This is a genomic window from Rugamonas brunnea (assembly GCF_014042345.1).
Lineage (GTDB): Bacteria > Pseudomonadota > Gammaproteobacteria > Burkholderiales > Burkholderiaceae_D > Rugamonas > Rugamonas brunnea.
Genome location: NZ_JACEZT010000006.1, coordinates 19,733 through 39,747, shown reverse-complemented (window position 1 = coordinate 39,747; position 20,015 = coordinate 19,733). Strand labels below are relative to the sequence as shown.

At 64.7% G+C, this 20,015-nt stretch carries 15 protein-coding genes and 2 tRNA genes; 4 read left to right on the top strand and 13 right to left on the bottom strand.

Annotated features, from left to right (window positions below):
• The first annotated feature begins 31 nt into the window (after nt 1-31).
• Entirely contained in the window at nt 32-841 is an 810-nt protein-coding gene (locus H3H37_RS10750) for a Crp/Fnr family transcriptional regulator (RefSeq protein WP_182162230.1), read from the top strand.
• Here the strand turns inward: H3H37_RS10750 and H3H37_RS10745 are convergent.
• The 12 genes from H3H37_RS10745 to H3H37_RS10690 form a co-directional block, all read right to left on the bottom strand.
• Entirely contained in the window at nt 738-2,375 is a 1,638-nt protein-coding gene (locus H3H37_RS10745) for a CHASE3 domain-containing protein (RefSeq protein WP_182162228.1), read from the bottom strand. The genes H3H37_RS10750 and H3H37_RS10745 overlap by 104 nt on opposite strands.
• A 122-nt stretch (nt 2,376-2,497) precedes the next feature.
• The gene (locus H3H37_RS10740; protein WP_182162226.1) at nt 2,498-3,130 is read right to left on the bottom strand and encodes a response regulator; all 633 of its coding nucleotides are present in this window, start codon (nt 3,128-3,130) and stop codon (nt 2,498-2,500) included.
• 222 nt (nt 3,131-3,352) lie between these two features.
• Nucleotides 3,353-3,763, bottom strand: a complete 411-nt coding sequence (locus tag H3H37_RS10735; protein WP_182162224.1) for a MerR family transcriptional regulator — start codon at nt 3,761-3,763, stop codon at nt 3,353-3,355.
• A gap of 17 nt (nt 3,764-3,780) precedes the next feature.
• Nucleotides 3,781-4,131 carry an integration host factor subunit alpha gene (locus H3H37_RS10730; protein WP_182162222.1) on the bottom strand — a complete coding sequence of 117 codons (351 nt, stop codon included), beginning with the start codon at nt 4,129-4,131 and terminating at the stop codon, nt 3,781-3,783.
• A gap of 164 nt (nt 4,132-4,295) precedes the next feature.
• On the bottom strand, nt 4,296-6,722 hold the full coding sequence (gene pheT / locus H3H37_RS10725) for a phenylalanine--tRNA ligase subunit beta (protein WP_182162221.1): 2,427 nt from the start codon (nt 6,720-6,722) through the stop codon (nt 4,296-4,298).
• Nucleotides 6,723-6,806: 84 nt separating this feature from the next.
• Complete coding sequence (gene pheS, locus H3H37_RS10720) at nt 6,807-7,826, bottom strand: phenylalanine--tRNA ligase subunit alpha (protein WP_182154760.1); 1,020 nt, start codon at nt 7,824-7,826, stop codon at nt 6,807-6,809.
• A 98-nt stretch (nt 7,827-7,924) separates the two neighbouring features.
• Nucleotides 7,925-8,284 (bottom strand): 50S ribosomal protein L20, encoded by a 360-nt coding sequence (gene rplT / locus H3H37_RS10715; protein WP_092271776.1) that lies wholly within the window; start codon nt 8,282-8,284, stop codon nt 7,925-7,927.
• 25 nt (nt 8,285-8,309) lie between these two features.
• Nucleotides 8,310-8,507, bottom strand: a complete 198-nt coding sequence (gene rpmI, locus H3H37_RS10710) for a 50S ribosomal protein L35 (RefSeq protein ID WP_057262756.1) — start codon at nt 8,505-8,507, stop codon at nt 8,310-8,312.
• Between the two features lie 211 nt (nt 8,508-8,718).
• A complete protein-coding gene (gene infC, locus H3H37_RS10705) occupies nt 8,719-9,240 on the bottom strand; it encodes a translation initiation factor IF-3 (RefSeq protein WP_182162641.1) in 522 nt (173 codons plus the stop codon).
• A 50-nt stretch (nt 9,241-9,290) separates the two neighbouring features.
• Nucleotides 9,291-11,198: a threonine--tRNA ligase gene (gene thrS / locus H3H37_RS10700; RefSeq protein ID WP_182162219.1), complete on the bottom strand. Its 1,908-nt coding sequence runs from the start codon at nt 11,196-11,198 to the stop codon at nt 9,291-9,293.
• 197 nt (nt 11,199-11,395) lie between these two features.
• A tRNA-Val gene (locus H3H37_RS10695) sits at nt 11,396-11,472 on the bottom strand.
• A 45-nt stretch (nt 11,473-11,517) separates the two neighbouring features.
• Nucleotides 11,518-11,594 (bottom strand) — tRNA-Val (locus H3H37_RS10690).
• 213 nt (nt 11,595-11,807) lie between these two features.
• On the opposite strand from H3H37_RS10690, the gene H3H37_RS10685 reads away from it, so the two are divergent.
• From H3H37_RS10685 to H3H37_RS10675, 3 genes are all read left to right on the top strand, one after another.
• A complete protein-coding gene (locus tag H3H37_RS10685; RefSeq protein ID WP_182162217.1) occupies nt 11,808-12,470 on the top strand; it encodes a response regulator transcription factor in 663 nt (220 codons plus the stop codon).
• Nucleotides 12,470-13,804, top strand: a complete 1,335-nt coding sequence (locus H3H37_RS10680) for a sensor histidine kinase (protein ID WP_182162215.1) — start codon at nt 12,470-12,472, stop codon at nt 13,802-13,804. Before H3H37_RS10685 ends, H3H37_RS10680 begins: the two co-directional genes overlap by 1 nt.
• A gap of 255 nt (nt 13,805-14,059) precedes the next feature.
• Entirely contained in the window at nt 14,060-17,659 is a 3,600-nt protein-coding gene (locus H3H37_RS10675) for a choice-of-anchor L domain-containing protein (protein WP_182162213.1), read from the top strand.
• A 109-nt stretch (nt 17,660-17,768) separates the two neighbouring features.
• On the opposite strand, the gene H3H37_RS10670 is transcribed toward H3H37_RS10675, so the two are convergent.
• On the bottom strand, nt 17,769-20,015 hold the full coding sequence (locus H3H37_RS10670; RefSeq protein ID WP_182162211.1) for a RelA/SpoT family protein: 2,247 nt from the start codon (nt 20,013-20,015) through the stop codon (nt 17,769-17,771).

Genomic DNA, 20,015 nt, shown 5'->3' with positions numbered 1-20,015 from the left:
CCACCTGTACTTTAAGTCTGCGAGGAAGAAAATGAACAACACTCAACTTGTTGCCACCGTCAAAGCGCCGCGCGCCCGTAGCGCCTCCGCCCAGTCCCGGGAGCTCAAGCTTGTGCCAAGGCCGGTTGTCAGCCACAGCGGCGCCCAGCAGAACGAATTGCTGGCCGCCCTCCCGCGCGAAGTGCTGGAATCGCTGTTCGAACACCTGGAACTGGTACAACTGCCATTCGGCAAAGAGCTCTTCACCTACGGCGCCACACTCGACAACGTGTATTTCCCCACCACGGCCATTGTTTCGCTGCTGTACGTGATGGAAGACGGCGCCACCACGGAAATCGCCGTCGTCGGCCATGAAGGCGTGGCCGGCGTGTCGCTGTTCGCCGGCGAACGGGCCATGTGCAGCGCCGTCGTGCAAAGTGCCGGCTATGGCTACCGCCTCAAGGCCCAGCAACTGCGCGACGCCTTCAACCAGGGCGGCGCCCTGCCCCAGCTCCTGATGCGCTACAACACCGCGCTGTTCGCGCAGATGGCGCAAAACACGGTGGGCGGCATGCACAGCTCGATCGAACAGAAACTGTGCCGCTGGCTGCTCGACCGCCTCGATCGTTCGCCCTCGAACGAATTGAAGGTGACCCAGGAAATGATTTCCATCATGCTCGGCGTGCGGCGCGAAAGCATCACGGCCGCCGCCGGCAAGCTGCAGGACGAAGGCATGATCACCTACCGCCGCGGCAACATCACGGTGCTCGACCGTCCAGGTCTGGAACAGTATGCGGGCGAGTGCTACAAGGTGGCGAAGACAGAATATGACCGTCTGCTGCTGGATGTGGCGCGCTGCTGACATGCGCCGGGCCGGGCGCTGGCGTGCCAGCGTTCGGCGTGACGCCAGCCGGCGCGCTTGCCGCCGCGCTGGCGCTGTTGGATACATTGGCCTGCATGGCTGCCTGCATGGCCACCACCTCCGGCGGTTGCGCCACGCCCGCCGCCGGCTTGCGGCGCAGCGGGATATGCACTTCGATACAGGTTCCCGCATCGTTGCGGCCGCGCCGTATGGTCAGGGTGCCGCCCAGCAGCAAGGCCCGCTCGCGCATCCCGAGGATGCCATGCGACATGGGCTTGGCCACCGTGTTGGCCGCGATCCCCACCCCGTCATCGATTACGCGCAGCACCAGCCCATCAACGGTACGGCGCAGCATGACGGACACCCGGCCCGCCTTGGCGTACTTGCGGATATTGGTCAGCGATTCCTGCACGATGCGGAACAGCGCGATCGACAAATCGCCTGAACGGCCGGTTTCCTTTTCCAGCTCGGCGGAAATGTCCACGTCGCAGCGCACCTGGGCCAGGCGGCTGAACTCGTCGCAATAGCTTTCGATGGCCGCGCACAGGCCCAGGTTGTCGAGCAGGCTGGGGCGCAGGTTCTCGACGATGCGGCGTTTCATCTCCACCGTTTCCACCAGCGTGGCGCGGGCGCGGCGCAACTGGGTGGCCAGTTCCGGCGCCGTCTTCTGCAATTGCTGGGTGACGGCCGCGATATCCATGCCGATCGAGGTCAGGTTGGCGCCCAGCTCGTCGTGCAGCTCGCGCGACAGCCTGACTTTTTCCTCTTCGCTGATGCTGATCAGGTGGCGCGACAGCACCGACAACTGCTCGGTACGCTGGGCCACGGTCGACTCCAGGTTCTCGTTCGCCTTCTGCAAGGCATGCTCGACGGCGGCCCGGTTCTGGAAACTGCGCCGCACCAACTGGTAGAACATGATGAGCACGATGATGGCCATGGCGTTGATGCCCATGCCCAGCAGCACGGCCTTCTGGTACTCGTGGTAGAACATGGCGCTGCGCGCGGCCAGCGTTTCATACTGTTCCTGCTCCATGATCACCACCTGCAGTCGGATCTCGTCCATGCTGGAGCGGCCGTCGCTGACCTTGGCGATCTTGACGATCTCGTCCAGCCCGCCTTCGCGGTAGACGTCGATCGACTGGTTCAGCAGCGCCAGCTTGCGCCGCACCAGCGTGTGCAACTGGGCCAGGTTGCGCAGTTGCGACGGGCTGTCGGCCAGCAGTTTTTCCAGTTCCTTGAATTCGCTCTCGGACTCCGTCACGGCGGTGCGGGCCGGGCCCAGGTAGGATTCGCGGCCGGAAATAAAATAGCCGCGCATGCTGCTCTCGGCGTCCAGCACCAGCACGTTCAGGTATTGCAGGCGGTCGGCAACGCGCGAGCTCTGGCTTTGCAGGAAGTTGGCGCCCTTGAGCGACTGCAAATTGTGGAACAGGCTGAATCCGTTGGCGATCAGGATCAGCACGCAGGCGACGCACAATATGGTCTTGTACAACGGCAGACGGTGCAAGGGTGCCGTGGTGGCGGTGAAATACATCCTGATAAGCATCCTTCGAGAGGTTAGTCGCACAGTTGCGCCAAGCTATCCCATTATAGTCTGGGCGGCCAACTGTCGCAGCGCAGCAACCCTACCGTGCGCCCCCTCGCAATCAACTGGTTTCAGTCGAGCAGATTATTTTTCATCGCGTAATAGGTCAGGTCGCTATTGGACTGCATGCCCATTTTTTCCATGATGCGGGTGCGGTAGGTGCTGACCGTCTTGATGCTCAGCGACAGCGCCACGCCGATGTCGCTGACGGTGGCGCCGCGCGCCAGGCGCAGGAATACCTGGAACTCGCGGTCCGACAGCTCCGTGTGGGGCGCCGTGTTGGGGTCGCGGTCGAAGGTCTGGGCCAGCAGCTCGCCCACGGTGGCGCTCACGTAGCGCCTGCCCTGGTACACGGTGCGCACGGCCGTGATCAGCTCGTCGGCCTCGCATTCCTTGTTCAGGTAGCCGTTGGCGCCCATCTTGAACAGGTTGAGCGCGTATTGCTGGGCCGGATAGCCGGACAGGATCAGCACCGGCAAGTCCGGCTGGCCCTGGCGGATGGTGCGCAGCGTGTCGATGCCGCTCTGGTCCGGCATGGCGATGTCGAGCAGCAGCACGTCGCAGATTTCGCGCCGCGCGATGTCGAGCGCCTCGCGCCCGCTGCCGGCCTCGGCCACCACATCGAAATCCTCGGCCGACGAAAAAATTTGCTTGAAGCCCGCGCGGACTATCTGGTGGTCGTCACAAATGGCAACGCGTATCATTGTTTCCCCTCGTGGTGCCGGAACCGGAACCGGCGGTCCCTGGTTTCACACCACCTTCGCCAGTCAACTTGCATACTGGCAAAAAAATTAACATTAATAGTATAGCACTAAAGATTTAACAATGCGATTTAACAATGCTATCCAACACTGCCGCCGACAGGGTGATGGCGGGGACGAAAAAAAAGACGCCTCGTGCGCGCCTTTTCTTTCCGCTGCGCCCGCTCACTGGAGCAGGGTCAGTATCGCCAACAGTTCGCTGCGTATCAGCGCGCGGTCCAGGGGCGGAGCGGCGGCTGGCGGCGCGCTGCCGTCCAAGCCGGAGGCACCATCATACTCCCCTTGCGCGGAATCGGTCGTCCGGCTGTCCAGTTTATTGCGCGCGCCACTGATCGTGAAGCCTTGTTCGTACAGCAGTTCGCGGATGCGCCGGATCAGCAGCACTTCATGGTGCTGGTAATAGCGCCGGTTGCCGCGCCGCTTGACGGGCTTGAGCTGGGTGAATTCCTGCTCCCAGTAGCGCAGCACGTGGGGCTTCACGCCGCACAGCTCGCTCACCTCGCCGATCGTGAAATAGCGCTTGGCCGGTATCGGCGGCAACACAACCAGGTCGGCTTTGGCGGGGCGGTCGTTCATCGCGGATCAGTCCCAGTTCAGGCGGCGCGCGCCATGGCCGGATTGCTTTCCTCGACCATGCCCTTGAGCTTCTGGCTGGCGTGGAAGGTCACCACGCGGCGCGCCGTGATGGGGATCTCCTCGCCCGTCTTCGGGTTGCGGCCCGGCCGCTGCGGCTTGTCGCGCAGCTGGAAGTTGCCGAAGCCGGACAGCTTGACGGCCTCGCCGCGTTCGAGCGCGTTGCGGATCTCGTCGAAGAAGGTCTCGACCATGTCCTTCGCTTCCCGCTTGTTGAGCCCGACTTGCTCGAACAGCAATTCGGCCAGCTCCGCCTTGGTCAGCGTCGGCAAATCTTTTTCCGCTTCCTGGCGTACCTTGGCTACCTGCATGGCCCGATGCAAATCGGCCGCCAGTGCGGATTGAAGGACGGCGGAATCCACGTCGTTGGTAGTAATTTTACAGCCCTGCCTTATCAAAATATGGGGGAATCCGGACCGGGCCGGACTCCCACCGATTGCCCAGGATGCGGCCCGCGCGGGGCCGCCGGGGGCGCTCAGGCACGCAAGCGTGCGCCCTGCTTTTGCTTGACCGCCTTGGCCAGCGCGGCCATCACGGCATCGACCACATCGTCTTGCAGGGTGTTTTGAGTATCTTGCAAGCTAAAGCGGAAAGCAAGCGATTTTTCATCCGCTTCCAGCCCTTTGCCGCGATATTCATCAAACAAAACAATGGCTTGCACAATCTTGCCCTGCGGATTTTCTTGCGCCACGGCATTAAACGCGTCCAGCAGGTCCTGCGCGGGCACGCTTTGCTTGACCACCACGGCCAGGTCGCGCGTGGCGCCGGGGAACTTGGAGATTTCCGCATAGACGGGCACCGTGCGTTGCTCAAGAGCAACAGCATCAACCTCGAACACGACCGGCGCTTGCGGCAGGTCATACTTCTGCATCCAGCGCGGGTGCAGCTCGCCCAGGTAGCCGACGGTCTTGCCGTCGATCTCGATGCGGGCCGAACGGCCCGGATGCAGGGCCGGATGCTCGGCCTTGACGAAACGGGCCACGGCCGGCGCGAACAACTGCTCCAGGTCGGCCTTGACGTCGAAGAAGTCCACGTTGCGCGAGGACTGGCCCCACTGTTCGTCGGCCACCGGGCCGTAGGCCATGGCGGCCACGCGCTTGGGCTGGTGGTAACCGGCCACGGTCAGCGGACCATCGGCCACGCTGGCGTCGCGCAGGTAGACGGCGCCGATCTCGAACACGCGCACGCGGTTGGCCTTGCGGTTCAGGTTGTAGCGCACATTGGCCACCAGGCTGCCGATCAGCGACGAGCGCATCACGCTGAGCTGGCTGGCGATCGGGTTCTGCAGCTTGATCGGCGCGTCGTTGGCGCTGAAGTCCTGCTCCCACGCCGCTTCCACGAAGCTCATGTTGACCACTTCCTGGTAGCCGAGGTCGGCCAGCTGGTGGCGCACGGCGAACGGCGAACGGGTGTTCTCGGGCGCGATGATCATGGTGTTGGCGGCCACCGGCGCGACGGTCGGGATGTTCTCGAAGCCGTAGACGCGGGCCACTTCCTCGATCAGGTCTTCCTCGATCTCGATGTCGAAACGGTAGGTCGGCGCCGTCACGCTGAACACGCCGTCGGCCACCGTGAACGGCAGCGCCAGGCGCGTGAAGATGTCGGCGATGGCGGCGTCGTCCAGTGCCACGCCGATCACCTTGCGGGCGCGGTCGGCGCGCATGGTGACGGGCTGGCGCTGCGGCAGGTTGACCACGTGGTCGTCGACCGGGCCCACCAGCGTTTGCGCGGTGCCGCAGATTTCCAGGATCAGCGAGGTGATGCGTTCGATGTGCTCGACCGTGGTGGCGTAATCCACCCCGCGCTCGAAGCGGTGCGCGGCGTCGGTCGAGAAGTTGTAGCGGCGCGCGCGGCCCTGGATCGCGTTCGGATGCCAGAACGCCGCTTCCAGGTAGATGCTGTCGGTGTCGAGCGAGACGGCGGTGGCGTCGCCGCCCATGATGCCGGCCAGCGATTCGAGTTCCTTGTCGTCGGCGATCACACCGACCCACTCGTCCACGCTGATGGTGTTACCGTTGAGCAGCTTGATGGTTTCGCCGGCCTTGCCCCAGCGCACGTCCAGCCCGCCGTGGATCTTGGCCAGGTCGAACACGTGCGAGGGACGGCCCAGTTCCAGCATCACGTAGTTGGAAATGTCGACCAGGGCCGACACCGGGCGCTGGCCGCTGCGCTCGAGGCGCTGCTTCATCCAGTCCGGCGTGGTGGCCTTGGCGTTCAGGTGGCGGATCACGCGGCCCGAGAAGCGGCCGCACAGGTCGGGCGCCGACACCTTGACCGGCAGCACCTCGTCGCAGGTGACGGCCACCGGACGGCACTGGGGCGCGTTCAGCGGCACGCCCGTCAAGGCCGACACTTCGCGCGCCACACCCAGCACGGACAGGCAGTCGGCCTTGTTCGGGGTCAGCTTGATGGTGAATTTGAGGTCGTTGAGCGCGTAGTAATCGCGGAAGTTCTTGCCCACGGGCGCGTCGTCGGGCAGTTCCAGCAGGCCCGAGCCCTCCTCCGACAGCTTCAGTTCCTTGGCCGAGCACAGCATGCCTTGCGACTCGACGCCGCGCAGCTGGCCCACCTTGATGGCGAACGGCTTGCCGTCCGCGCCGGGCGGCAGCATGGCGCCGGCCATGGCGCACACCACTTTCAGGCCGGGGCGCACATTGGGCGCGCCGCACACGATGTTGAGCAGGGTGCCGGTGCCCACGTCCACCTGGCACACGTTCAGGCGGTCGGCGTTGGGGTGCTTCATCATCTCGCGCACGTGGCCCACCACCACGTTCGAGAACGGCGGCGCCACCGCTTCCACTTCTTCTACTTCCAGGCCGGACATCGTCAGCAGATGGGCCAGTTCGTCCGAAGTCATCTTCGGATCGACCATGGTACGGAGCCAGTTTTCGGAAAATTGCATAATCGAGCTTTCAGCCGCAAAAATTGTTCAGAAAGCGGGAGCGCAGAGGCGCTCGACCGCTCATGGTATAAACCGTTTAGACGATTAGTTGAACTGCTTGAGGAAACGCAGGTCGCCTTCGTAGAACAGGCGCAGGTCGTTGATCCCGTAGCGCAGCATGGTCAGGCGCTCGAGGCCGGAGCCGAACGCGAAGCCGATGTACTTTTCCGGGTCCAGCCCGAAATTGCGCACCACGGTCGGATGGACCTGGCCCGAACCGGAAACTTCCAGCCAGCGGCCCTTGAGGGGACCGGAGCCGAACGCGATGTCGATCTCGGCCGACGGTTCCGTGAACGGGAAGTACGAGGGGCGGAAGCGCACCTGCAGGTCGTCCGTCTCGAAGAAGGCCTTGACGAAGTTCAGGTACACGCCTTTCAGGTCGGCGAAGCTGATGTTCTCGGCGATCCACAAGCCTTCCACCTGGTGGAACATGGGCGAGTGGGTGGCGTCGCTGTCGACGCGGTAGGTGCGGCCCGGCGCGATCACCTTGATCGGCGGCGTGTGGCTGCGCGCGTAACGCACCTGCATCGGGCTGGTGTGGGTACGCAGCAGCAGCGGCTTGCCTTCGCTGTCGTTGCCTTCGATGTAGAAGGTGTCCTGCATGGAACGGGCCGGATGGTTTTCCGGGCTGTTGAGGGCCGTGAAGTTAGTCCAGTCGTTCTCGATCTCGGGGCCGTCGGCCACGTCGAAACCTATGGAACGGAAGATGGCCTCGACCCGCTCCCACGTGCGCATCACGGGGTGGATGCCGCCGCCGGCGCGGCCGCGGCCTGGCAGCGAGACGTCGATGGCCTCGGCATTCAAACGGGTTTGCATCTGGGCGTCGGCCAGCGCGTCGCGCCGGGCCGTCAGGGCCGCTTCGATCTGGCCCTTGGCGGCGTTGATCAGGGCGCCTTGCGCCTTGCGCTGCTCGGGGTCCAGCTTGCCCAGGCCCTTCATCAATTCGGTGATCTGGCCGGTCTTGCCCAGGTATTTGGCTTTGGCGTTTTCCAGTGCGGCCGCGTCATCTTGCGCGGCCATGAAATCCTGCACCGCGGAGGCGACGAGTTGTTCCAGGGAGTCCATGCTTTTCGTTTTCCTCAATCAAAAACGGGGCACAGGTATACACCTTTGCCCCGTTCTTTTGGTCGCCACCCCTGGGGTGGCGCAGACAAAATCAATGCTTACGCAGCGATTTTTGCTTTCACAACGTTGACAATCGCAGCGAAGGCTGGCTTGTCCATCACAGCCATGTCGGCCAGGACTTTACGGTCCAGTTCGATCGAAGCTTTCTTCAGACCGTTCATGAATGCGCTGTAGGTCACGCCATGCTCACGGGAAGCGGCGTTGATACGGGCGATCCACAGGCGGCGGAAGACGCGCTTCTTGTTACGACGGTCGCGGTAGGCGTACTGGCCAGCGCGCATCACTGCTTGCTTGGCAATACGGTATACCTTGCTGCGACGACCGCGGTAACCCTTGGCCAGGTTCAGTACTTTTTTATGACGGGCACGCGCAGTAACCCCACGTTTTACTCGAGGCATAGTAGCTCCTTAAATGAGTGTGAGATTAAGCGGATGGCATCATACGCAGCACGGACGTGACGTCCGAGGCGTTGATGTTACGGGTGCCGCGCAGCTGACGCTTGTTTTTGGTGGTCTTCTTGGTCAGGATGTGGCGTTTGAACGCCATACCCGATTTAACGGTACCACCTGGACGCACGCGAAAACGTTTTTTCGCGGAGCTTTTGGTTTTCATTTTTGGCATAGCAATCTGTCCTCTTACGGACAGCTCCATATCAACAGGATTGCAGGTGGCAACACTACGTTGCACTTAGATGCCTGCTTTCACTTGTTATTGCAGCGGATGCGAGTCCACTACATTACAACAGCCGGCCATTATAGACCAACCGCCGCAATCGTGCACGCAAATTGCAACCGGCGCCCACGCGGGGCGCCGGCTGGCATTGTGCGGCGTGTTATTTCTTCTTCTTGGGAGCGAGCACCATGATCATCTGACGGCCTTCCATCTTCGGGAACTGCTCGACCTGGCCGAACGGTTCCAGGTCGGCCTTCAAACGTTCCAGCATGCGGAAGCCAATATCCTGGTGCGCCATCTCACGGCCGCGGAAGCGCAGCGTGATCTTGGTCTTGTCGCCATCTTCGAGGAATTTGACGAGGTTGCGCAGCTTGATATTGTAATCGCCGTCATCGGTGCCGGGACGGAATTTGACTTCCTTCACCGAGATGACCTTCTGCTTCAATTTCGCTTCGTGAGCCTTTTTCTGCTCCGAATACTTGAATTTGCCGTAGTCCATCAAACGGCACACTGGTGGTTGCGCGGTCGGCGCGATTTCCACCAGGTCGACGTTTGCCTCTTCCGCCAGGCGGAAGGCTTCGGCCAAAGTCACGATACCGAGAGGCTCGTTATCGACCCCAGTTAAACGCATTTCAGGGGCAGTGATTTCGCCATTGATGCGATGCGACTTGTCAGTAGCTATGGTGTTTCCTTTTAATGTCTGAGTATTCGGCCGCGCTGCGAGTTGCCTCGTCAGGCTTTGTTTGCGACATCTTGCTGGAGTCGTTCCACCAGGGCATCGACGGACATGACACCCAGGTCGACGTTGCCCCGTGCCCGCACAGCCACGGTATGGGCATCCCGCTCTTTGTCGCCAACTACAAGGATGTAGGGCAGTTTTTGGACGGAATGTTCGCGTATTTTATACGTTATCTTTTCGTTCCGCAAATCGGTCTGCACCCGGAACCCGCACCGGCGCAGCTTTTCAGCCACTTCCTGCACGTAGTCGGCTTGCGAATCGGAGATGTTCAGGACAGACACCTGCACCGGCGCCAGCCACATCGGCAAGGCACCCGCGTAGTTCTCGATCAGGATGCCGATGAAGCGCTCCATCGAACCGACGATGGCCCGGTGCAGCATCACGGGCACCTGGCGGCTGTTGTCGGCCGCCACGTACTCGGCGCCCAGGCGCTCGGGCATGAAGAAGTCGACCTGCATGGTGCCGACCTGCCATGGGCGGCCCAGCGAATCCTTCAGGTGGTACTCGATCTTCGGGCCGTAGAAGGCGCCCTCGCCCGGCAGCTCGGTCCACGTCACACCACAGGCGCGCAGGCCGGAGCGCAGCGCGTCTTCCGCCTCGTTCCACACCTCGTCGGTGCCGATGCGGTTGTCGGGGCGCAGCGCCAGTTTCACTTCGATGTTGTTGAAATCGAAGTCCTTGTAGACTTCCATCGCCTGCGTGTGGAAGGCCACCACTTCCGGCTCGATCTGCTCTTCCGTGCAGAAGATGTGGCCGTCGTCCTGGGTGAAGCCGCGCACGCGCATGATGCCGTGCAGCGCGCCGGACGGCTCGTTGCGGTGGCACTGGCCGAACTCGCCGTAACGCAACGGCAGGTCGCGGTAGCTGCGCATGTTGCTGTTGAAGATCTGCACGTGGCCCGGGCAGTTCATCGGCTTCAGCGCGTAGGAGCGGTTTTCCGACTCCGTCACGAACATGTTCTCGCGGTAGTTGTCCCAGTGACCGGTCTTGCCCCACAGGCTGGCGTCGAGGATCTGCGGCGCCTTCACTTCCTGGTAGCCGTTGACCTGGTATTTGTTGCGCATGTATTGCTCGACCTGCTGCCAGATGGTCCAGCCTTTCGGGTGCCAGAACACCAGGCCCGGCGCCTCGTCCTGGAAGTGGAAGAAATCGAGCTGCTTGCCCAGCTTGCGGTGGTCGCGCTTTTCCGCCTCTTCCAGCGCGAACAGGTACTGCTCCTGGTCTTCCTTCTTGGTCCAGGCCGTGCCGTACACGCGCTGCAGCATTTCGTTCTTGGAGTCGCCGCGCCAGTAGGCGCCGGCCAGCTTCATCAGTTTGAAGACTTTCAGCTTGCCCGTCGAGGGCACGTGCGGGCCACGGCACAGGTCGGTGAACTTGCCTTCCGTGTACAGCGACACTTCCTGGTCGGCCGGAATGGCTTCGATCAGTTCAGCCTTGTACGCTTCGCCGATGGACTTGAAGTAGGCGATCGCCTCGTCGCGCGGCAGCACCTTGCGGGTGACCGGCTCGTCCTTCTTGGCCAGTTCAGCCATTTTCTTCTCAATCGCCACCAGGTCGTCCGGCGTAAACGGACGCTTGTACGAGAAGTCGTAGTAGAAGCCGTTTTCGATCACGGGACCGATGGTCACCTGCGCGTCGGGGAACAGTTCCTTGACGGCGTAGGCCAGCAAGTGGGCCGTGGAGTGGCGGATCACTTCCAGACCGTCGGCATCCTTGTCGGTGACGATGGCCAGGTCGGCGTCTTTTTCGATCAGGAAGGAGGTATCGACCAGCTTGCCATCCACCTTGCCGGCCAGCGCGGCCTTGGCGAGGCCAGTACCGATGCTGGCCGCCACTTGGGCTACGGTGACTGGGCCGTCGAATTGACGGGCCGAACCATCTGGGAGGCGGACTGAAAGCATATTGATCTCCAAAGCGGCGCGTGCCGAAAAATACTGCAAATAATTTAACTGCAAAAATACGGACGAAAAAAAACGCGGACTAGCCGCGCTTTTTCTTTTTTAGAGCAAAAGAATCCCGTTCGACTAGCGTCACTCCCAATACTTGGTCGTAGTTCGCGGTGTCATAACCGGATTGCCTTTCTCGCTCTTACATGTTCTGGTGGGCGGTGCAGAATTCGAATCTGCGACCCCTTGGATGTCGACCAAGTATTCTAACCAGCTGAACTAACCGCCCGTGGTACTGCAATCTTACCTTTTTTACTGCTTACTACAAGTGTTCTGGTGGGCGGTGCAGAATTCGAATCTGCGACCCCTTGGATGTCGACCAAGTATTCTAACCAGCTGAACTAACCGCCCGAAGACCAGCATTATAGAGAGCCCTCGGCAGAATGACAAGGGCTTTCATCCGGAAAATGTTATTTGGCAGAACTGTTGCCCTGCTGGCTATGTTGGGACCTTGCCACGGCGGCCACGCGATCCGGCTGCGCCATCAAGCCCGGTGATGATTTCACCTGCCCCGGCCACCGTGCTGATGTTAACCTCAGGACAAGAACCATCCCGGAGCATGGCGTGAAGATATTGCTGGTCGAAGACGACACCCGCTTGTCGGCGCGGCTCAAGGAAGACCTGAGCCGGCGCGGCTACGCCGTCGATGTGGCCGACAACGGCGTCGACGCCGAACACCTGGGCACGGAATGGGACTACGACGCCGTGATCCTCGACCTGGGCCTGCCCCAGCGCTCGGGCCTGGACACGCTGCGCCACTGGCGCGCGCAGCACAACCCGGTGCCGGTGCTGATCCTGACGGCGCGCGACGCCTGGTATGAAAAGGTGGACGGCTTCCAGGCCGGCGCCGACGATTACCTGGGCAAGCCCTTCCACACCGAGGAATTGCTGGCGCGCTTGCAGGCGCTGATCCGGCGCAGCCATGCCCAGCCGGGCGGCGCCGTCAGCGTGGCCGGCCTGACGCTCGACGAGAAACGCCAGTCCGTGCTGCTCGACGCGCGCGCCATCGCGCTGTCGGGGGTGGAATTCCGGCTGCTGCGCTATTTCATGCTCCATCCCGGCCAGATCCTGTCCAAGACGCGTTTGAGCGAACACCTGTACGACAATGACAGCGAGCGCGACAGCAACGTCATCGAAGTGCACGTGAACCGCCTGCGCAACAAGCTGGGGCCGGATTACATCGCCACCCGCCGCGGCCAGGGATATGTGTTCGGCGGAGCCGGGTGATGCGCTCGCTGGCGGCGGCCCTGCTGCTGGGGCTTGTGCTCAGCCTGGCCGCCATGTACGCCGTCCAGCGCACGGTGGTGGGCGCCACCCTGCAGACCGTGATGAAGGAATACATCGCCGGCGAACTGGCCCAGGACGCCGATGAACTCTACAGCGGCCTCACGCCCCTGCCCGACCAGCCGCTGCGGCTGGCCATCCGCCATTTCGACCCGGCCTTCCTGTCGCCCGCATCGGGCCGCTATTTCCAGATCATCGCCGAGGGCCAGCCCGCCATCGGCTCACCCTCGCTGGCCGGCGCCACGCTGTCCGTGGTCCGCCAGCCGGACGGTGCGCGCGCCGTGGCCCTGGTGCCGGGGCCGGCGGGTCGCCAGCTGCTGCTGAGCGCGTCGGGCTACACGGTGGACGGGCGCGCCGTCACCATCGCCGTCGCCTCCGACGTGCTGCCCATCGATACCGCGCTGGCCGAACTGATGACGCGCTATACCGGCGCCTCGCTGCTGATGTTCGCGCTGCTGTTGCTGGTGCAGGTGGCCATCGTGCGCTGGGCCCTGCTGCCGCTGGACCGGGTGCGGGCCGACGTGGGCCGGCTTGAACACGGCGACATCGACCAATTGGGTGAACGGGTCCCGGCCGAAGTGCTGCCGCTGGTGCGCGAACTGAACCGGCTGCTGGCCCTGCTCACCCAACGCTTGCAGCGCTCGCGCGCCTCGCTGGGCAACCTGGCGCACGCGCTCAAGACGCCACTGGCCGTGCTGACCCACATGGCCGAGGGCGAGCGGGACCAGCACGATCCGCGCCTGGCCGAACAGATGCTGGCGCAGCTCGACCAGCTGCGCCAGCGCATCGACAGCGAACTGCGCCGCGCGCGCGTGGCCGGCGCCGCCAACGCCGGCGTGGCCGTCGACCTGGCCACCGAGATCGAGGCGCTGGCGGCCACGCTGCGCATGCTGTACCGGGCGCGCGGCATCGCGCTGCGCTGCGAACTGACACCGGGCCTGCGCCTGCGCTGCGACCGCGAGGACTTGCTGGAACTGGCCGGCAACCTGCTCGACAACGCCTGCAAGTGGGCCCAGGGCCAGGTGCTGGTGCGGGTGGCCACCGGGCCGGACGGCGCCATCGCCCTCACCGTCGAGGACGACGGCCCCGGTTGCCCGGACGCCGACCTGCAACGGCTGGCCCGGCGCGGCGTGCGCCTGGACGAGGACACGGCCGGCCACGGCCTGGGCCTGTCCATCGTGGCCGGCATCGCCGCCTCCTACGGCGCCACCCTGCACTACGGCCGCTCGCCAGCGCTGGGCGGCTTTCTCGCCAGCGTCAGCTTCCCGGCGCCCTGAGGGGCGGCCCGCACGGCCAGCTCGCCAACCGCCGTCGCCGGCGCTGGCACCAATACCAACGCCAAAGCCAACGTCAACATCAACGTCTACGGCTACGGCTACGGCTACGCCTACGCCAACGCCAACGCCACCAGCTTGCCGAATTGGCATCACTTTCTTCAGCTTGAGTACAGCTTGCATCCGTATAGTCATCGATGACCAGACGCGGCAGGCCGGCGTGGCCGCCCGTAACCCCACACGACAAGGACGACCACCATGGCAATCTTCACTCCCTACGCGGGCGGCAGCGTCAGCGCGCTCACCGGCGCCCTGCTCGCCGCCAATTCCGGCATCACCATCGTCGACAGCTCGATCGCGCTGCAGGCCTCGGGCGCGGACGCCGTCAACCTGTACGACGGTTCGCTGGCCGCGCTGGGCATCGGCGCCGGCCTGCTGCTGACCTCGGGCACCACGCCCGGCACCGTCAACACCATGCCATGGTTCGGCACCGACAACGGCGGCGCCGGCGACGCCGACATCGACGCCGTCGTCAATACCGTGTTCCAGACCCAGTCCTACGACGCCACCACGCTCGCCTTCGACTTCAACGTGAGCGACCCGAACGCCACCTCGGTCAGCTTTGACGTCGTGTTCGGCTCGGACGAATTCCCCGAATGGGTGGACCAGTTCGTCGATTCGGCCGTGGTGATGGTCAACGGCGTCAACTACGCGCTGTTCAACCACGACCCCAACCACCCGCTCAGCGTCGTCAGCGCCAACCTGGCCGCCGGCTACTTCCAGGACAACGCCGGCAACACCCTGCCCATCGAATACGACGGCGTCAGCCATGTGCTGAAGATCGTCGCGCCCATCGTGGCCGGCGCCACCAACCACATCAAGATCGGCATCGCCGACACGGGCGACCACATCTACGACAGCGGCATCTTCCTGTCCAACCTGACGGCCGGCACCATCCCCGGCTCGGGCGTGGTGGCCACCTCGGGCGGCGGCACGGCCGGCAGCGACGTGCTGACGGGCAGCGCCAAGGATGAATACTTCGACCTGCAAGCCGGCGACGACACCGTCTACGCGGGCGGCGGCGACGACATCATTGTGGCCGGCGCCGGCAACGACACCGTGTACGGGGGTAGCGGCGCCGACCAGCTCAAGGGCGACGCCGGCAACGACAACCTTGACGGCGGCGCCGACAGCGACACCGCCATCTACGCCGGCCACAAGGCCGACTACACGATCAGCTTCGACGCGGCCAGCAGCCACTACACGGTGAGCTCCGCCGCCGACGGCAGCGATACGCTCACCGCCATCGAGCACGTCCAGTTCGCCGACGGCCTGTACAACCTGGGCGCCGACGGCACCGTCAGCCTGGTGGACACGGGCGGCGCCACGACCACGCCGCCCAACCAGCCCGGCATCGTCTTCCTCAGCGGCATAGGCGCGCTGGGCGAGACGCTGACGGCCAAGGTGTCCGACAGCGACGGCGTGCCGGCCGGCGGCGTCAGCTACACCTGGTATGCGGACGGCGTCGACCTCGGCGTCAGCGGCGACACCTTCGTCGTGGGTGAGGCGCAGATCGGCCAGAACATCACCGTCAGCGCCCAGTACGTGGACCTGGCGGGCCAGGCCGAAGCCGTCACCAGCAGCGCCAAGTCCATCGCCGCGCCGGGCAATGGCGACTTCACCATCACGCTGCTGCAACTGAGCGCACCGGTCGGCGCCAGCGTGGAAAACCCGCTCACCACGCTGCTGCAGGACGCCGTGGCGCTGGGCGCATCGCCGGCCGAAGCGGGCGCCATCATCAAGCAGGCGCTGGGCATCGCCGCCAGCGTGGACCTGGCGCACTACGATTCCTGGGCCGCGCTGCAAGCCAATCCGGCCGACGCGGCCGCGCTGGCGGTGGAGAAGAAGCTGGTGCAGATCGCCGTCACCACCTCGCTCGGCAGCGACGAGACGGGCATGGCCGTCACCCAGGCCATCCTGCTTGCGCACAACAACGGCAGCGTGCTCAACCTGGCCGACAAGGCCACCATCGCCGCCACGCTGGGGCTGGACCCGGCCAGCGCGCTGGTCAGCGAAATCTGGGACCGCAACGACACCATCGCCTCGGCCAAGAGCGTCGCGTCCATCGAATCGATCTGGCTGGACATGCAGAGCGGCCTGGACGTGGTGCTCTCGCCGTCCATCGGCACCCTCAGCGTGCACCTGAACCAGGCGCCCATCGGCTCGGCCACGGCCGTGCTGCCCGAAGGCGCGCAGGACAGCGACTACGTGATCAGCGCCGCCAGCCTGCTGCAAGGCTATAGCGATCCGGACGGCGACGCCCTGCAAGTGAGCAGCATCACCACCGACGCCCCCGGCACCTTGCAAGCGCTGGCCGACGGCAGCGGCTGGATCTTCACGCCGGCCAGCCAATACAGCGGCCCCGTGGAACTGAGCTACCAGATCGACGACGGCCACGGCGCCAGCATCAGCGCCAGCCAGTTGTTCGTGGTGGCGCCCGCCGTGACGGTGCCCGTCAACCACGCGCCCACCGGCACCGTCCTGATCGACGGTGTGGCGCAGCAAAATCAGACCCTGAACGCCACCAGCACGCTGGCCGACGCCGACGGCATGGGCACGCTCAGCTACCAATGGCTGGCCGACGGCAGCGCCATCGCCGGCGCCACGGCCGCCAGCCTCACGCTGACCGAAGCGCAGGTGGGCAAGGCCATCACGGTGCTGGCCAGCTACACGGATGGCCAGGGCAACGCCGAGGCCGTGGGCAGCGACGCCACGGCCGCCGTGCTCAACGTAAACGACGCACCCACCGGCGGCGTCGCCATCACGGGCAGCGCCACCCAGGGCCAGACCCTGAACGCGGTGAGCACCCTGGCCGACGCCGACGGCATGGGCACGCTGCACTGGCAGTGGCAGGCCGACGGCGCCAATATCGCCGGCGCCACCAGCGCCAGCCTGGTGCTGGGCAGTGCGCAGGTGGGCAAGGCCATCACCGTGCTGGCCAGCTACGTGGACGGCCACGGCACGGCCGAAATGGCGGGTAGCGCGGCCACCGGCGCCGTGCTCGGCTACCAGGCCGGCACGGCCGGCAACGACACGCTCAACGGCACGGCCTACGGCGACAGCCTGAACGGCCTGGGCGGCAGCGACACGCTGTACGGCAACGCCGGCAACGACCGGCTCGACGGCGGCGCCGGCGCGGACACCATGCTGGGCGGCGCCGGCAACGACACCTACGTGGTCGACAATGCCAGCGACAAGGTGCTGGAAACCACCACGGCCACCAGCAAGACGGACGCCGGCGGCGTGGACACGGTGGAAGCGGGCATCACCTGGACGCTGGGGAACTTCCTGGAAAACCTGCAACTGAGCGGCACGGCCGCCATCAACGGCACCGGTAACGCGCTGGCCAATGTGTTGACTGGCAACAGCGGCGCCAACACCCTGTCCGGGCTGGCTGGCAACGACGTGCTCAACGGCGGCGACGGCGCCGACCTGCTGATCGGCGGCGCCGGCAACGACACGCTCACCGGCGGCAACGGCGCCGACGTGTTCCGCTTCGAGACGGCGCCGGGCAGCGGCAACCTCGACAGCGTGCTCGACTTCCAGGCCGGGGTTGATATGCTGCAACTGGAGAACGCCGTGTTCAAGAAGTTACTGACCACCGGCACGCTGGCGGCCGCCAACTTCCGCGCCAGCGCCGACGGCAGTGCCGGCGACGCCAACGACTACGTGCTGTTCAACACCACCACCGGTGCGCTCAGCTACGACGCTGACGGCAACGGCAAAGGCGCGGCCATCCAGTTCGCCACGCTGGTGGGCGTGCACGCCTTGAGTGCCGCCGACCTGGTCGTGACGTAAAAAAAACAGCCGGGACGGCGCTGGCGCGGTCCCGGCTGGGGTCTGCATCGTTAGGCTCAGGCACGACGCGCTTTGGGCGCCGTGCCGGCGCATGGCCGCGTCGGCGGCCTCAGGCCCGGCGCGCTTCGAGCACGCCGCTCACTTCCGTGATGGACAACAGCGCCTTCTGCAATTGCGCCGTCGAGCCGATTTCGGCCGTGAACGTCATGCGCGCCTGTCCCTTGGCGGACTGGGTGTTCACGCCGATCACGTTGATCTTCTCGCGCGAGAAGATCTCGGAAATGTCGCGCAGCAGGCCCTGGCGGTCGCCCGCCAGGATAAAGATATCGACCGGATACACGGTATCGCGCTCGGCCCGCCCCCATTCCGTGACGATCACCCGTTCGGGCGCCTTGGCCCGCATCTCGGCGAAGTTCTTGCAGGTGGCGCGGTGGATCGACACCCCCTTGCCGCGCGTGACGAAACCGACGATACCGTCCGGCGGCGCCGGCTTGCAGCACTTGGCCAGCTGCGTCATCAGGCCGTCCGTGCCCACCACCAGCACGCCCGACTTGGCGCCCTGCTCCACGCTCGAGGCGCGGCTCTTGCCCAGCACCACCGCATCTTCCGGTTCCGCCGGCTCGGCCTGCTCGTGCAAGGCCGCTTCCACGTGCCGCAGGCTGAACAAATCCTTGCCGACCTGCAGGAACAGGTCGTCCACCTTGGCGAAACCCAGCTTTTGCGCCAGCGCCTCCAGGTTGACGGCCGTCTTGCCTTCCCGCTGCAACGATTTTTCCACCAGCGCGCGGCCGTTGGACACGGTTTCCTGGATATCGATCGCGTGGAACCAGGCCCGGATCTTGGAGCGCGTGCGGCTGCTGACCGTGTAGTCCGGGTTGAGCCAGTCGCGCGACGGGCCGGCCGTGCCGGGCGCACCCTTGGCCGTGATGATCTCGCAGGTCTGGCCGTTCCGGAGCGGCGTGTTGAGCGGCACCATCACGCCATCGACGCGCGCGCCACGGCAACGGTGTCCCACATCGCTGTGCAGGTGGTAGGCGAAGTCGATCGGCGTGGCGCCCACCGGCAACTCCAGCACGCGCGCCTGCGGCGTGAGCACGAAGATACGGTCATCCAGCGCCGCCGCCTTCAGTTTTTCCACCCACTCGCGCTGGGTTTCCTCCTGGCCCACGACGGCGTCCGCCACGTCGGTCTTCCACGCCAGCAGCTGGCGCAGCCAGGCGATCTTCTCGTCGTACTTCTGGCCGGCGAAGTTGGAACCGCCCTCCTCCTTGTAGCGCCAGTGGGCGGCCACGCCGTACTCGGCGAAGTTGTGCATTTCCTGGGTGCGGATCTGCACTTCCAGCGGCCGGCCATCCTCGGCCGTCACCACCGTGTGCAGCGACTGGTAGCCATTGGGCTTGGGGCGGGAGATGTAGTCGTCGAACTCTTTCGGGATCGGGGTCCAGATGTTGTGCACCACGCCCAGCACCGTGTAGCAGGTCTTGACGTCGGCCACGATCACGCGGAACGCGCGCACGTCGTACAGGTCGGTGAAGTCGAGCTCCTTGCCGCGCATCTTGTTCCAGATGCTGTAGATATGCTTGGGCCGGCCGAACACTTCGGCCTGGATGCCCGCCGCCTTCATCTCCGCCTGCAGCCGGGCGATGGCCGAGGTCACGAAGCCTTCGCGCATCATGCGCTTTTCTTCCAGCATCTTGGCGATGCGCTTGTACGTTTCCGGCTCGATGAAGCGGAACGACAAGTCCTCCAGCTCCCACTTGAGCTGCCAGATGCCAAGCCGGTTGGCCAGCGGCGCGTACAGGTCCAGCGTTTCGCGGCCGTAGGCGCGCGTGGCCTCGTTGAACAGCTTGATGTCGGCGAAGTAGCGCAAGGTGGTCACGCACGAAGCCAGGCGCACCAGCACCACGCGCATGTCGCTGGCCATGGCCAGCAGCATCTTGCGCAGCGTTTCCACCTGGGCCACGGCCAGCTGGGCCGCGTTCTTGCCGCGGCCGCCCGTGTCCTTCTGGCCGCGCGTCAGCTCGCGCAGCCGGATCAGCTGGCGCACGCCGGACACCAGGTCGCACACTTCCTTGCCGAAGCGCGGCTCGATGGTGGGCGCCGTCGTGGGGTCGAGCATGGTAAGCTCGAACATCAGGCCGGCGATGCGGGTTTCCGCGTCCGTGCGCAGGAAGGCCAGCGTGCCGGCCACGCCGACGGAAAACTCGAAGGCCGGCTGGCCGCTGCTGCACAGCCGGTCGCCATAGGCCGCGCTGGCCACGTCGAGCGCGGCGAGCACGCGCGCGCCATCGTCGGCCGACAGGCCTTGCACCAGCTGGTCCGACGTTGCGCTATTGAGCGCTGCGATAGAAACCAT

Excerpts from the sequence above, each read along its gene's own strand:
- pheS (WP_182154760.1), bottom strand. The coding sequence starts at position 7,826 with ATGGACTCCCTGGAACAACTCGTCGCCTCCGCGGTGCAGGATTTCATG.
- H3H37_RS10745 (WP_182162228.1), bottom strand. The coding sequence starts at position 2,375 with ATGTATTTCACCGCCACCACGGCACCCTTGCACCGTCTGCCGTTGTAC.
- pheT (WP_182162221.1), bottom strand. The coding sequence starts at position 6,722 with ATGCAATTTTCCGAAAACTGGCTCCGTACCATGGTCGATCCGAAGATG.
- H3H37_RS10670 (WP_182162211.1), bottom strand. The coding sequence starts at position 20,015 with ATGGTTTCTATCGCAGCGCTCAATAGCGCAACGTCGGACCAGCTGGTG.
- thrS (WP_182162219.1), bottom strand. The coding sequence starts at position 11,198 with ATGCTTTCAGTCCGCCTCCCAGATGGTTCGGCCCGTCAATTCGACGGC.
- H3H37_RS10680 (WP_182162215.1), top strand. The coding sequence starts at position 12,470 with ATGCGCTCGCTGGCGGCGGCCCTGCTGCTGGGGCTTGTGCTCAGCCTG.
- H3H37_RS10730 (WP_182162222.1), bottom strand. The coding sequence starts at position 4,131 with ATGCAGGTAGCCAAGGTACGCCAGGAAGCGGAAAAAGATTTGCCGACG.
- rplT (WP_092271776.1), bottom strand. The coding sequence starts at position 8,284 with ATGCCTCGAGTAAAACGTGGGGTTACTGCGCGTGCCCGTCATAAAAAA.
- H3H37_RS10750 (WP_182162230.1), top strand. The coding sequence starts at position 32 with ATGAACAACACTCAACTTGTTGCCACCGTCAAAGCGCCGCGCGCCCGT.
- H3H37_RS10740 (WP_182162226.1), bottom strand. The coding sequence starts at position 3,130 with ATGATACGCGTTGCCATTTGTGACGACCACCAGATAGTCCGCGCGGGC.
- rpmI (WP_057262756.1), bottom strand. The coding sequence starts at position 8,507 with ATGCCAAAAATGAAAACCAAAAGCTCCGCGAAAAAACGTTTTCGCGTG.
- H3H37_RS10675 (WP_182162213.1), top strand. The coding sequence starts at position 14,060 with ATGGCAATCTTCACTCCCTACGCGGGCGGCAGCGTCAGCGCGCTCACC.
- H3H37_RS10735 (WP_182162224.1), bottom strand. The coding sequence starts at position 3,763 with ATGAACGACCGCCCCGCCAAAGCCGACCTGGTTGTGTTGCCGCCGATA.